Annotated in this window: 13 protein-coding genes; 5 read left to right on the top strand and 8 right to left on the bottom strand. The window is 70.7% G+C overall.

Annotated features, from left to right (window positions below; all coding sequences use genetic code 11):
• Positions 1-2: 2 nt before the first annotated feature.
• Positions 3-1,304 (bottom strand): tRNA uridine-5-carboxymethylaminomethyl(34) synthesis GTPase MnmE, encoded by a 1,302-nt coding sequence (mnmE, locus tag J8J14_RS07975; RefSeq protein WP_209378945.1) that lies wholly within the window; start codon positions 1,302-1,304, stop codon positions 3-5.
• Between the two features lie 28 nt (positions 1,305-1,332).
• Entirely contained in the window at positions 1,333-1,827 is a 495-nt protein-coding gene (locus tag J8J14_RS07980; RefSeq protein ID WP_456307509.1) for a (2Fe-2S) ferredoxin domain-containing protein, read from the bottom strand.
• Positions 1,828-1,879: 52 nt separating this feature from the next.
• Between J8J14_RS07980 and J8J14_RS07985 the strand changes: the two genes are divergently transcribed.
• Positions 1,880-2,416 carry a methylated-DNA--[protein]-cysteine S-methyltransferase gene (locus J8J14_RS07985; RefSeq protein ID WP_209378946.1) on the top strand — a complete coding sequence of 179 codons (537 nt, stop codon included), beginning with the start codon at positions 1,880-1,882 and terminating at the stop codon, positions 2,414-2,416.
• Between the two features lie 11 nt (positions 2,417-2,427).
• Positions 2,428-3,402, top strand: coding sequence for a quinone oxidoreductase family protein (locus J8J14_RS07990; protein WP_209378947.1), 975 nt, complete (start codon positions 2,428-2,430; stop codon positions 3,400-3,402).
• 79 nt (positions 3,403-3,481) lie between these two features.
• Here the strand turns inward: J8J14_RS07990 and J8J14_RS07995 are convergent, their stop codons facing one another.
• Entirely contained in the window at positions 3,482-4,222 is a 741-nt protein-coding gene (locus J8J14_RS07995; protein ID WP_245215554.1) for a GNAT family N-acetyltransferase, read from the bottom strand.
• Positions 4,223-4,421: 199 nt separating this feature from the next.
• Between J8J14_RS07995 and J8J14_RS08000 the strand changes: the two genes are divergently transcribed.
• A complete protein-coding gene (locus J8J14_RS08000) occupies positions 4,422-4,676 on the top strand; it encodes a hypothetical protein (protein WP_209378949.1) in 255 nt (84 codons plus the stop codon).
• Positions 4,677-4,762: 86 nt separating this feature from the next.
• Here the strand turns inward: J8J14_RS08000 and rho are convergent, their stop codons facing one another.
• The 4 genes from rho to hemH all read right to left on the bottom strand — a co-directional run bounded on the left by rho (position 4,763) and on the right by hemH (position 8,612).
• On the bottom strand, positions 4,763-6,046 hold the full coding sequence (gene rho, locus J8J14_RS08005; RefSeq protein WP_209378950.1) for a transcription termination factor Rho: 1,284 nt from the start codon (positions 6,044-6,046) through the stop codon (positions 4,763-4,765).
• 279 nt (positions 6,047-6,325) lie between these two features.
• Complete coding sequence (gene hemJ, locus J8J14_RS08010; protein ID WP_209378951.1) at positions 6,326-6,778, bottom strand: protoporphyrinogen oxidase HemJ; 453 nt, start codon at positions 6,776-6,778, stop codon at positions 6,326-6,328.
• The gene (locus J8J14_RS08015) at positions 6,775-7,449 is read right to left on the bottom strand and encodes an HAD family hydrolase (RefSeq protein WP_209378952.1); all 675 of its coding nucleotides are present in this window, start codon (positions 7,447-7,449) and stop codon (positions 6,775-6,777) included. The genes hemJ and J8J14_RS08015 overlap by 4 nt, the downstream gene beginning before the upstream one ends.
• Positions 7,449-8,612: a ferrochelatase gene (gene hemH / locus J8J14_RS08020; RefSeq protein ID WP_209378953.1), complete on the bottom strand. Its 1,164-nt coding sequence runs from the start codon at positions 8,610-8,612 to the stop codon at positions 7,449-7,451. Before hemH ends, J8J14_RS08015 begins: the two co-directional genes overlap by 1 nt.
• 226 nt (positions 8,613-8,838) lie before the next feature.
• On the opposite strand from hemH, the gene J8J14_RS08025 reads away from it, so the two are divergent.
• A complete protein-coding gene (locus J8J14_RS08025) occupies positions 8,839-9,603 on the top strand; it encodes a lytic transglycosylase domain-containing protein (RefSeq protein ID WP_209378954.1) in 765 nt (254 codons plus the stop codon).
• 7 nt (positions 9,604-9,610) lie between these two features.
• Here the strand turns inward: J8J14_RS08025 and J8J14_RS08030 are convergent, their stop codons facing one another.
• Entirely contained in the window at positions 9,611-11,542 is a 1,932-nt protein-coding gene (locus J8J14_RS08030) for an AI-2E family transporter (RefSeq protein WP_209378955.1), read from the bottom strand.
• A gap of 141 nt (positions 11,543-11,683) precedes the next feature.
• Between J8J14_RS08030 and J8J14_RS08035 the strand changes: the two genes are divergently transcribed.
• Positions 11,684-11,908: a zinc-finger domain-containing protein gene (locus J8J14_RS08035; RefSeq protein ID WP_209378956.1), complete on the top strand. Its 225-nt coding sequence runs from the start codon at positions 11,684-11,686 to the stop codon at positions 11,906-11,908.
• The last annotated feature ends 188 nt before the right edge of the window (positions 11,909-12,096 follow it).

The following is a 12,096-nucleotide window of genomic DNA, read 5'->3' on the forward strand; positions in this document are numbered from 1 at the left end:
GGTCACTTCCCGATGCAGAACTCGGCGAAGACGCGGTCCAGAATTTCTTCTGCCCCGACCTTCCCGGTAAGGCGGCCGAGGGCGCGAAGCGCCTCGCGCAGCGCATCCGCGCGCAGCTCGGGCAGGGCGGCACCCGCGGCTTCCCGCAGCCATGCGAGGGCATCGCGCAGGGCCGCCCGGTGGCGCGGGCGGGAGATGAGCGTGGCGCCGGATGCGGGGGCGAGGCGCATGGCCTCCGCTTCCAGCCGGGCACGCAGTTCCTCCAGCCCCTGCCCCGTGCGCGCGGAGACGCGCAGCGCGCCAGGGAAGGGCAGGCTGCCCACATCGGATTTGGAGACGACCGGGATGCAGGGCCGCCGCTCCAGCAGGGCTAGGGTGGCGGGATCGGGCGGCGCATCGCCCGGAAGCACGGCCAGGACGATATCGGCCTCCTCGCCCCTGTGCAGCGCGCGGCGGACGCCCTCGGCCTCGATCTCGTCGGCGGCCTCCCGCAGCCCCGCCGTATCGGCCAGCACGGCCGGCAGGCCGGCCAGCACCAGGCGCGCCTCGACGATGTCCCGCGTGGTTCCGGCCCGGGCGGAGACGATGGCGGCCTCTCGCCCGACCAGCGCGTTCAGCAGCGAGGATTTGCCGGCATTCGGGGCGCCGAGGATGGCGACATCCAGCCCGGTGCGGATGCGCTCCCCACCCGCATCGGCTTCGAGCCGGTTCCCGATCTCGGCGGCAAGGGATGCGATGCCCTCCCCCACGCTTCGCTCCAGCGTGCCCGGCAGGTCCTCGTCCTCGAACTCGATCAGGGCCTCCTGCCGGGCCAGCAGCCCGGCCAGCCGGTCTGCCCAGCCATGGCAGAGCACCGCCAGCCCGCCACCGGCCAGGCGCAGCGCCTGCCTTGCCTGTGCGGCCGTCTCGGCTTCGATGAGGTCGATCACGCCCTCGGCGGCGGTCAGGTCCATGCGGCCGTTCAGCACCGCGCGGCGGGTGAATTCTCCAGGCTCTGCCGGGCGGGCGCCGAGCGCGACCAGGGCATCGCCCACCCCCTCCACCACGGCGGGGCCCCCATGCAGGTGCAGCTCCGCCGAATCCTCGCCGGTGTAGGAGGATGGGCCGGGAAACCAGAGCACCAGCGCCTTGTCCAGCACCTCGCCGCGGAGGTCGCGCAAGCGGCGCAGGGAGGCGAGCCTGGGCTGCGGGAGGGTTCCGGCCATGGCAGCCAGCAGCCCCCCCGCCCCCGGGCCGGAGAGACGGATGAGAGCAATGGCCGCGCGGCCTGGCGCCGTGGCCAGGGCGAAGATCGTGTCAGGCATGGCGCCCATCCTGCCGGGCGGGATGTGTTCAGCCCTTCTCCTTGCCGGGTGGCACGTCCTTTTCGGTCAGCATGAGCCGGGGTACGCGCCCCTTGTCGCGGACGTGGGTGGCCAGGATCTCGTCGATGTCCTCACGCGTGTCCGCGCGGTACCAGACGCCCTCGGGGTAGATGACCATGGCAGGGCCGAACTCGCAGCGGTCCAGGCAGCCCGCGCTGTTCACGCGCACGCGCTTCAGGCCCATCTCCTTGGCCCGTGCCTTCATGTAGTCCCGCAGTGCCTCCCCCCCTCGCGCGGCGCAGGAGCCGCGGCGGTGCCCATCGGGCCGGCGGTTGGTGCAGACGAAAAGGTGCACATCGAACCAGAGCGGCGGATCCGTTTCTGTTTCACGTGAAACGGCGGGGTGGTAATCGGCCAAGGAAAGGGCATCCTCGATGGAGAAGCTTTCCCGCATGTAGAGCCCACGCCGCTTCCGCGCGAGGGCTGGGCGGGTAAGGAAGTCGCACTCACGAGCTTCCTGCAAACCCCGCTTGACGCGGGGCCCGGCTCGCCCGACGAATGCCCCAGGCCAACCCATGCCCCAGACCTTCATCCACACCCCTCTCGGCACCCTCACCATCTCGGAGGAGGACGGCGCCATCGTTGCCCTCGATTGGGGCCAGGGCCGCGACCGGGAGGAATCCCCGTTGCTGCGGCGCGCCGCCGACCAGCTGCAGGACTACATGGATGGGCTGCGGACGGAGTTCGACCTGCCGCTGAAGCCCATGGGCAGCCCCTTCCGCCAGCGTGTCTGGCAAGCCCTGCGGGAGATCCCGCATGGGGAAACCCGCTCCTATGCTGACCTCGCCCGCCTGCTCGGCACCGCGTCCCGCGCCATCGGCGGGGCGAATGGCGCCAATCCGATCCCCATCATCATCCCGTGCCACCGCGTGATCGGCGCGGGCGGGGTGATCGGGGGCTATTCGGCCGAGGGCGGCGTCGCGACCAAGCGCTGGCTCCTGGCCCTGGAGCGGCGGACCCGCCGCGCCGACCCGGACCGGCCGGACCTGCTGGACAGCATCCCCCCCACCCCGCACGGAGAAGGCGCCCCTGGCGCCTCCAAGGCGTCCTAGGAACCCTGCCCATGAACCACGCCATTCGCCTTCATGAGCCGGGCGGCCCGGAGAACCTGACCTGGGAGGAAGTGCCGCTTCCCAGCCCCAAGCCGGGCGAAGCCCTGGTCCGCCACGCGGCGGTCGGGCTCAACTTCATCGACATCTATTTCCGCACGGGACTCTACAAGGCCCCCTCGCTTCCGGCCGTGATCGGCATGGAAGCCTCGGGCACCGTGGAGGCCGTGGGCGAAGGGGTGGAAGACCTCAAGCTTGGCGACCGCGTGGCCTATGCCATGGGGCCGATCGGCGCCTATGCGGAGTTCCGCACCATCCCCGCCAAGGTGCTGGTGAAGCTGCCGGACGACATCGATTTCCGCACGGCCGCCGCCATGATGCTCCAGGGCCTCACGGCCCAGTATCTCCTGCGCCGCACCTATCGCCTCCAGGCCGGTGAGACGATCCTGGTGCATGCGGCGGCAGGCGGCGTGGGCCTCATCCTCTGCCAGTGGGCGAAGGCACTGGGCGCCACGGTCATCGGCACGGTCGGGACGGAAGCAAAGGCCGAGCTGGCCCGCGCCCATGGCTGCGACCATGTCATTCTCCAGGGGGAGGATCTTCCCGCCCGCGTGGACGAGATCACCCGGGGGGCCCGCCTGCCCGTGGTGTATGACAGCATCGGCCGCGACACCTTCCTCGCTTCGCTGGACTGCCTCGCGCCCTTCGGGCTGATGGTCTCCTACGGCAACGCCTCCGGCCCCGTCACGGGTGTCGATCTTGGCATTCTCGCGGCCAAGGGCAGCCTCTTCGTGACCCGCCCGACCCTGGCGACCCATACCGCGCGGCGCGAGGACCTGCTGGCCATGTCGGAGGACCTGTTCGAGGTCGTGCGCAGCGGCAAGGTGAGGATCGAGATCAACCAGACCTTCGCGCTGCGCGACGCGGCCGAGGCGCACAGGGCGCTTGAGGCCAGAAAGACCACGGGCAGTACGATCCTTCTGCCGTAATCTTTCCGGCGAAGAGGCAAGTTTTCCGTTACCGCAAAAAATCCTGCAGAAAGGCCACCTGACGGTGGCCTTTTCCTTTTCAGCCCTTCATGAAGTAGCGGTATCGATAGGCCTCCCGGAACCCAGCTGCCTCATAGACACGGCGCGCGTTGACGTTGCCGGGGGCCACCTGGAGCCAGCAGGTTTCCGCGCCCTGCCGCCTTCCCCAGCCCGCCAGCGCGCCCAGCAGGCGCCGCCCGAGGCCAAGGCGGCGGAACTCCGGCCGCACCGCGAGGTCGAAGAGCCCGCACCATGCTCCATCCGCCACGGCATGCCCGCAGGCGGCAGGCTCCTCGCCCTCTTCCAGCACGAGCCAGGCGGCAGGCCGGGCGAAGAGGGGCAGGGCCTGCTCCTTCTCGGCGCGCCTGGCAGGGCCCTGATGCTCGGCCGTGGCCAGGATGGAGAGCCAGTCGGCCTCCGGGCCGGCCAGCCAGCGGGCGGCGGGGTCCTCGGCCGCGGGCACCTGCCCCAGCATGACCAGCGCGCCTTCCTTCTCCCGATAGCCGCGGCCCTCCAGCAGCCCCAGCAGCCCGGGTGGGTCGAGCGGGGTGGAACGGAAGCAGCAAGGCATGCCGAGCCGGGCATAATGCGCCTCGATCCGGGTCACGCGCCCTTCCAGGCCGGGATCCGGCGCGGGGTCCAGGGAACAGGCGGCATTGGCGCGGCCCGTGCCGCCCAGGAACGCGCGGATGACGAAGCCGCCATCCCATGCCACCCGCGGCGCCGGCACGGCGTTCAGCGCGGCCCGCTCCAAAGCGCCGATATCAGTGGTTTCCGTCAAAGCCATCCGTTCAAGCTCTCTCATCGCTCCCATCGGTGGGATGCTGCCCCGGAGAAGCGGCCGCGGATGCTTCCACCCCCGCAGCCCGGCTCCGCACCCGCCGGACGTCTTTCCACCGCAGCGTGATGCCGGTCCCGCAACCGGGCCTCAAGGGCCGCGTTGGTCACCCACACCACGACGGTTCATGGAGACAAACCAGATGAAGAAGACCCACCTCGCACTTGCCCTCGCCGCCGGCCTGATCGCGGGCCCCGCCCTCGCCCAGTCCCCGGCCCCGCAGGGCCCGGTTTCCACGGCGCCGACGCCGCGCGCGCCGGGTGGCGTTGCCCCGGACCAGGGCGCTGGCGTGCCTGGCATCGCTGCCTCCCCGGCCGCTCCCGGCGGCGCCGGCCTGCCCACCAGCCCGCAGGCTGGCGTTCCCGGCACCCAGGCGCCGTCCCAGATCGGCCGCTGAGCCGAACCGGGTAACCGGATACGAAAAGGGCCTGCCCCGGCAACGGGGCAGGCCCTTTCTTCATGGCCCCGCCGCAGCGGGCAGCCTCAGGTGTTCATCGCGTCGAAGAAGTCCTGGTTGGTCTTGCTGTACTTCAGCTTGTCCAGCAGGAACTCCATCGCGTCCTGCGTGCCCATCGGGTTCAGGATCCGGCGCAGCACCCACATCTTCGACAGCTCAGCGCGATCCACCAGCACCTCTTCCTTGCGGGTGCCGGACTTGGTGATGTCGATCGCGGGGAAGACGCGCTTGTCCGAGAGCTTGCGGTCAAGGACGATTTCCGAGTTACCGGTGCCCTTGAACTCCTCGAAGATCACCTCGTCCATGCGGCTGCCCGTGTCGATCAGGGCAGTTGCGATGATGGTGAGCGAGCCGCCTTCCTCGATGTTGCGCGCCGCGCCGAAGAAGCGCTTCGGCCGCTGCAGGGCGTTGGCGTCCACGCCGCCCGTCAGCACCTTGCCCGAGGAGGGCACGACGGAGTTGTAGGCGCGGCCGAGGCGCGTGATGGAGTCCAGAAGGATCACCACGTCCCGCTTGTGCTCGACCAGGCGCTTGGCCTTCTCCAGCACCATTTCCGTCACCTGCACGTGGCGCGTGGCCGGCTCGTCGAAGGTGGAGGCGACAACCTCGCCGCGCACGGTGCGCGCCATGTCCGTCACCTCTTCCGGCCGCTCGTCGATGAGCAGCACGATGAGGAAGACATCGGGATTGTTGGCGGAGATGGACTTGGCGATGTTCTGCAGCATCACCGTCTTGCCGGTGCGCGGGGGCGCGACGATCAGCGCGCGCTGGCCCATGCCGATCGGCGAGACCAGGTCGATCACCCGGTGCGTGTTGTCCTTCAGCGGGCCCTTCTTGTCGGCCTGCGCCGCCTCGGCTTCCGGGTTCTCCATCCGCAGGCGCCGGGTGGGGTAGAGCGGGGTGAGGTTGTCGAAGTTCACCCGGTGGCGCACCGCCTCGGGCGGCTCGAAATTCACCGTGTTGACCTTCAGGAGGGCGAAGTAGCGCTCCCCGTCCTTGGGTGCGCGGATCTGCCCTTCGACCGTGTCACCGGTGCGCAGCGCGAAGCGGCGGACCTGGGCGGGCGAGATGTAGATGTCGTCCGGCCCCGGAAGGAAGTTGGACTGGGGGTTCCGCAGATAGCCGAAGCCATCGGAGAGGATCTCGAGCGTGCCATCGCCGTAGATCGCCTGTCCGTTCTCGGCGACCTGCTTAAGGATGGCGAACATCATGTCCTGCTTGCGCAGCGAGGAGGCGTTCTCGACGCCGACCTCCTCCGCGAAGGCGAGCAGGTCGCCCGGGGATTTGGCCTTGAGTTCGGAGAGGTGCATTCGGGGTGGTCTCGATCGCCAGGGGTGGTGAACCTCTGGCCGAAGGGGAAGGGTGCACGGAACCTGGATCGAACCTGGCCTGGGGCCAGATCCTCCGCCGGGCGGCGGGATTCCGATGGCGATGCACGGGGCGGTGGAGGCTTCCGGGAACCCAGGGCTCTACACCGGCATGAAACCTAAAAGGGCGGTCCACCACGCGTCAAGCGGTCACATGGGAAAAAGAACCGCGAAATCAAGAGGAGGCGCCCCCGCCCGGAGGAGGGACAGAGGCCGGGCGGCTCAGAAGGGCCGCACGATCACCATGATGACGATCAGCACGAGAAGCACGGTCGGGATCTCGTTCGCGGCCCGCCAGTAGCGCTCGCTCCTCGGGCGCTCGTCACGCTCGAACCTCTTGCGCGCGGCGGCCAGGTGCCCGTGGAAGGCGCTCATGCCCAGGAAGCCGGCCATCTTCCCGTGCCACCAGCCCGCGCCCCAGTCCACCACGCCCGGGGTCAGCACCAGGGTGATGCCCAGCAGCCAGGCGGCGCCCATGGCGGGGTTGATGATGGCGCGCAGCAGCCGCCGCTCCATCACCTTGAACATCTCCGACATCTCGGAGCCCACGGGAACGGTGGAGTGATAGACGTAGAGCCGCGGCAGGTAGAACATCCCGGCCATCCAGGCGAAGACCGCGATCAGGTGCAGCGCCTTGGTCCAGGGATAGAGGTTCGCGAACCAGTCGACCGTCATGCGGCCGCCCCCGCCCGGGCGATGCCCAGCAGCCCCGGCAGGGCGGCGTGGCTGGTGAACACCTCGGCCACCCCAGCCTCCAGCAGGTCCACGGGCCGGGTGTCATGCGCGAAACCCAGCACCCGGCAGCCCGCGGCCAGCCCGGCCCTGGCGCCGGTCACGCTGTCCTCGATCACCACGCAATCGCGCGGGTCCGCGCCACAGAGCCTCGCGGCCGCCAGGTAGAGGTCCGGATGGGGCTTGGGCCGCGCCACGTCCTGGAAGCAGAGAAGCCGCCCCTCGAAATGGCGGAAGAAGGGGAAGAGGCCGGCCTTGTTGCGCAGCTCGTCGCGGCCGGAATTGGAGGCGACGGCCATGGGGAGCCCCGCCGCCGCCACCGCGGCCACGGCGGCTTCCGCGCCCGGAATCGGCTCCAGCATGCCCGAGTGATAGCGCGCGATGATCCGGGCCACGATCTGCTCCGGCCAGTCCGCCGGCAGCTTGCGGCCCAGGTGATGCTCGATGCGCGGCACCATGTCCGGCAGGGCCGTGCCCATGAAGGCCAGCTTCGCGGCCTCCATGGTCATCGGCCATCCACGCTCGGTCAGGTCCTCGGCCACGGCGCCATTCGCCAGGGCCTCGCTGTCCACCAGCACGCCATCGCAATCGAAGAGAACGGCGGCGGGGCGCATCAGGCGTTCACCCGCAGCGGCTGGGCCGCGCCATGCGGGCAGTCCTTGTGGTTCCTGGGGCATTGCCGCCCGCCGGCGAAGGAGCAGAGCTTGCCGCCCGCCACGTCGCGGGATCCGCGCGTCTCCGCCCGCACCCTGTGCACCAGCCCCGCCACGGCCTGGATGAAGGCCGGGTCGGAATTCTGCGCGGGCACGCGGAAATAGCCGGGCACGCCCTTCTCATGGGCCAGCTCGCGGTATTCCACGTCCAGTTCCACCAGCGTCTCGGAATGCTCGGAGACGAAGGCGATGGGGCAGATCAGCAGCGCCACGCCCTCAGCCCCCGCGCGGGCCACCTCCTCCTCCGCGCTCGGCCCAAGCCATTTCTGCGGCGTCACGCGGGACTGGTAGCAGAGCGCGTGGTCCAGCCCCGGGAGGTCCAGCGCCTCCAGCACGGAGGCCACGCTGCGCTCCACCTGCCACTGGTAGGGGTCGCCCTGCTTCACGATCGTCTCGGGCAGGCCATGGGCGCTGAACAGCAGGCGCAGCCGCGTGCCCTCCGGCACCGCGGCACGTGCCTCGTCCCAGGCACGCCGCACGATGGCGGCGGTGGCCTGGGCGAAACCCTCGTCGGAATGCCAGCAGCACAGGGTGGTCGTCGGCACGGAAAGCCGGGCCCTGGCCGCCGCCTCATGCCAGGCGGTGAGGCTGCTGCCCGTCGTGGTCGTGCTGAACTGGGGGTAGAGCGGCAGCAGCACCACTTCGTCCGGGCCCCAGGCCACCACCTCGCGCAGGGCCTGCTCGGTGAAGGGGTGCCAGTAGCGCATGGCGACGAAGCAGCGTGCCTGAACGCCCTCCGCCGAGAGCACCGCCTCCAGCGTCCGCCCCTGCTCCTCGGTCAGCTCCCGCAGCGGGGATTTGCCGCCAAGGATGGCGTAATTCGCCGAGGCCTCCCTGGTGCGCCGCGCGGCGATGAAGCGGCCCAGCGGCTGCCGGATGAAGCCGGGCAGGCGCAGGATGGCCGGATCGGTGAAGAGGTTGGTCAGGAAGGGACGCACCGCCTCCGGGCTGTCAGGCCCTCCGAGGTTGAACAGGACGACGGCGAGTTTCCGCCGCCCCCCCGTTCCTTCGGAGGGAGGCGGCCCGGCCGGGGGCGCGGGCTGGTCAGCGATGCTGGTGCTCATGATGGCGCCAGATGCCACCTCGCCACCCCCGGTCAAGGGGCAAGGCCGCGTCATGGCCCTGGAAACGACCGCGCCATCATAACATCATGGCCCCAGCCCATGGTGGATCCCGGTCCACATCGCCCCGGGCTTCGCCGGGAAGGGTGCGCCGCGGCCTGCACCGGGCCCGCGCGATGCGGCACATTCCCCTTCCTCATCCCGCCCCTGGAAGCAGCCCGAGCCGTCCATGACCATGAACCAGCCCGGCCGCCTCCCTGCCCTGCTCCTGGCCGCTGCCCTGGCGGGCTGCGCCGGCCCCGCCCCGCAGGCGGCCTGGGACGGCCGCCGCGGCTATGGCGGGACAGGGGACTATGGCTACGACCTCACGGCCTCCCGCGCCGAGGCCTTCACCTATCGTGCTCATGCCGCGCGCAGCTATGCGGTTCCCGGGCCGCCATCCGATCCCTGGGGCCCGCATATCCGCGAAGCCTCGGCCCGCTTCGGCGTGCCGGAGCGTTGGATCCGCGCCATCATGCGCCAGGAGAGCGGCGGCCGGCTTTACGATGCCAATGGCTATCCCATCACCTCCCCGGTCGGCGCCATGGGGCTGATGCAGGTGATGCCGCGCACCTATGACATCCTGCGCGCCCGGCACGGCCTGGGCGACGATCCCTATGAGCCGCGGGACAACATCCTCGCCGGTGCCGCCTATATCCGCGAGATGCATGACCGCTACGGGGCCCCCGGCTTCGCCGCGGCCTATAATGCCGGGCCGGACCGGGTGGACGGCTTTCTCTCCGGCTCCATGATCCTGCCGGACGAGACCATTCACTACCTCGCCAGCGTCACCCCGCGCCTCGGCCCGGAGGTGGTCGCCACCGGACCATGGGCGGAATACGCGGGCGGCGGCTACGGGACCACCGCGGTCGCCTATGGCGATGATCCCTCCCTTCGCGCCTTCGAGGGGGGCGGGCTGGTGACGCCCGGCGCCCCGACGGGATGGATGCGCTAGGCGGCGCTCACCCGGCCGCCGCCTGCTCCTCGGTCTTCGGCGCCTCGGCCGCCTGGACGAGGCATAGGACGGCGTCGCGCAGGGAACGGGCCTCGCAGACTCCGCCACCGGCCTCGCGCAGCGCGGTCATGACGGCGCTGTCGCGCTCCGCCCCCCAGAGCCCGGCCACGAGGGTGGCGCCGGGGAAGCGGCGGCGAAGGCGGCGCATGGTGTAGCGGGCGCTGACGGCCCCGCTGCCGCCATTGAGGGCGGAGAGGATCACGGCGCGCACGCCTTCCGTCGGGGTCGCGTCGCGCAGCGCCTCGTTCGGCAGGGCGGTCACGCCGAACCCCTTGAGGGACAGCACCTGGGCGAGCATGACGGTCGCCTGCTCGTCCAGCCGCCCCCGGCCGGCCACGCAGAGCACGGCCCCGGGCGCCGTCCATTCCGGCGCCAGCACCGGGTCCGGCAGGGGCTCGGCCGCTCCCTCGTTCGGGTGCTCCATGGGCCCGTCCGCCACCAGGGCGGGGGCTTCCACGTCCTCATGCTCGGACAGGTCGTCCAGCAGCCCGTCCACCCGGGCGCGCAGCGTGTCCAGCCGGGCCCGGTTCAGGGCGCCGCGCGTCGCGTCCCCCTGCGCCAGGGCCAGGCCGGGCAGGGCGACCGTGTCGTAATAGGCCTGGAGGGGCAGGGTGCGGAGCTGCAGCTCCGCCTGCTCGGCCAGGCCATCCCCGTCCCCGGCCAGGGCGCGTTGGTAGAAGGCCTCGGGCGGTTCCAGCGCGGCCCGGTCCCCCAGCAGCACGTCCAGGAATTCCAGCCGGTCCACATGGCGCCCCAGCACCACAAGCCCGACGGTCAGCGGGGTGGCCAGCAGCAGGCCGATAGGTCCCCAGAGCCAGGCCCAGAAGGCGGTGGCGAGCAGCACGGCCACAGGGGAAAGCCCAGTGGAATGGCCATAGACCAGGGGTTCGAAGATGTGCCCCATGGTCGGCTCCGCCACGCCGAAGAGGACCACCACCCAGATCATCATGGTCCAGCCCGGATCCACGGCGATGGCCAGCAGCAGGGGAAAGGCCGCGGCGATGAAGCCACCGATGAAGGGGACGAAGCGCATCATCCCGGCGATCACGCCCCAGAGCACCGGGTTGGGGATGCCGATGGCCCAGAGCCCGATCGTGATGAACACGCCGAAGCCGGTGTTCAGCATGGTCTGCGCCAGGAAGTAGCGGGAGAGGCGGGAGGCGGCCTCGTTCAGCGCGGCGGTGGTGCGCTGCAGGTCGCGCGAGCCGATCAGCTTGATCAGCCGGTCCCGCAGGTCCTCCCGGTAGAGGAGGAGGAAGGCGACGAAGACGATGACGATGCCGGTCGTGGCCACGGGGCCCAGCAGCGGCCCGACCACGCGCTGCATGACCGTGAGGATGCCGGGCGTCGGCTCCCGCACCTCCACGGGAAGGGGCGGCAACGCCGTCTCGCGGGTCGTGGCGGCGGGTGCCTCGGACCGGGGCGACAGGCTCTCCCCCAGGGACTGCAGCATCTCGGAGGCGCGGCCGATCAGCCCGCCGCCGCCGAACAGCCCGTTCAGCTTCTGGGTGATGGTCGCCTGGTAGTAGGGCAGCTCATTCGCCAGGTCCGCCAGCTGGCGGCCCATCACGGCCCCGACGCCGGAGAGCAGGCCGACCGCCAGGATCACGCCCAGGAGCTCCGCAGCCACCCGGGGCACGCCGATGCGGCGGAAGGCCTTCACCACGGGGGCCAGCACGAAGGCCAGCAGCACCGCCATCGCAAGCGGAACCAGAAGCTCCCGGGTGAAGTAGAGGATCCCGACCACGGCGATGCCGGCATAGAAGATCCCCGGCCCGCCATAGGGCACGCCGGCGGCCTGTACCTCGCCGGCCAGGTTGGAGGAGGAAAGACGGGCGCCCGTCTGCTGCAGGGCGCGGGGGGCGATCGGTTCCGGCATGGTCTCCACGGCACTCGGGACCGGGGGGGAACGCAGGGCGAGGGTGTTTGTCACAGCCGGTTACGGACCGGCCCGCCCTGGCCGGATGGGGCCCTGCCCATTATCTTCCGGCCAGGATTTCCCAGGACTGGCCCAGGCCCGATGCGCGACCCCGATTTCACAGGCTACACCCCCAACCGCGTTCCCGGCGTGACGGCGGAGGACGTGATCACCGTCACCTCCCGCCATGTGCCCTGCGATGGCGGCGGCGGCGCCCTGGGGCACCCGCTGATCTGGCTGCGGATCGAGGGGGCGGAGATCACCTGCCCCTATTGCTCCCGCACCTATCACCTGGCGCCCGGCGCGGGCGACGACGAGCATCACTGAGGAAGGCCGGGGGAGAAGCTACTCCCCCAGGGCCTCCTCCTTTGTTCCTACGAATTGGAGCGCGCGGGTTCCGCCGGCGCGCCAGTGCTAAACTCCAGGCATAGGAGGGGGTCCGGGGGGATATCTCTCCCCGGTCTTTTCCTCCGCACAGGACGAGAGATGGCCACGGATCGCGAGAACGCCGACGA

This window comes from Pararoseomonas baculiformis, from assembly GCF_017813395.1.
GTDB lineage: Bacteria > Pseudomonadota > Alphaproteobacteria > Acetobacterales > Acetobacteraceae > Roseomonas > Roseomonas baculiformis.

What these genes read in the sequence shown, in the direction of transcription:
- mnmE (WP_209378945.1), bottom strand. Translation starts at nt 1,304, where the DNA reads ATGCCTGACACGATCTTCGCCCTGGCCACGGCGCCAGGCCGCGCGGCC.
- J8J14_RS07985 (WP_209378946.1), top strand. Translation starts at nt 1,880, where the DNA reads ATGCCCCAGACCTTCATCCACACCCCTCTCGGCACCCTCACCATCTCG.
- J8J14_RS07990 (WP_209378947.1), top strand. Translation starts at nt 2,428, where the DNA reads ATGAACCACGCCATTCGCCTTCATGAGCCGGGCGGCCCGGAGAACCTG.
- J8J14_RS08000 (WP_209378949.1), top strand. Translation starts at nt 4,422, where the DNA reads ATGAAGAAGACCCACCTCGCACTTGCCCTCGCCGCCGGCCTGATCGCG.
- rho (WP_209378950.1), bottom strand. Translation starts at nt 6,046, where the DNA reads ATGCACCTCTCCGAACTCAAGGCCAAATCCCCGGGCGACCTGCTCGCC.
- hemJ (WP_209378951.1), bottom strand. Translation starts at nt 6,778, where the DNA reads ATGACGGTCGACTGGTTCGCGAACCTCTATCCCTGGACCAAGGCGCTG.
- J8J14_RS08015 (WP_209378952.1), bottom strand. Translation starts at nt 7,449, where the DNA reads ATGCGCCCCGCCGCCGTTCTCTTCGATTGCGATGGCGTGCTGGTGGAC.
- hemH (WP_209378953.1), bottom strand. Translation starts at nt 8,612, where the DNA reads ATGAGCACCAGCATCGCTGACCAGCCCGCGCCCCCGGCCGGGCCGCCT.
- J8J14_RS08025 (WP_209378954.1), top strand. Translation starts at nt 8,839, where the DNA reads ATGACCATGAACCAGCCCGGCCGCCTCCCTGCCCTGCTCCTGGCCGCT.
- J8J14_RS08030 (WP_209378955.1), bottom strand. Translation starts at nt 11,542, where the DNA reads ATGCCGGAACCGATCGCCCCCCGCGCCCTGCAGCAGACGGGCGCCCGT.
- J8J14_RS08035 (WP_209378956.1), top strand. Translation starts at nt 11,684, where the DNA reads ATGCGCGACCCCGATTTCACAGGCTACACCCCCAACCGCGTTCCCGGC.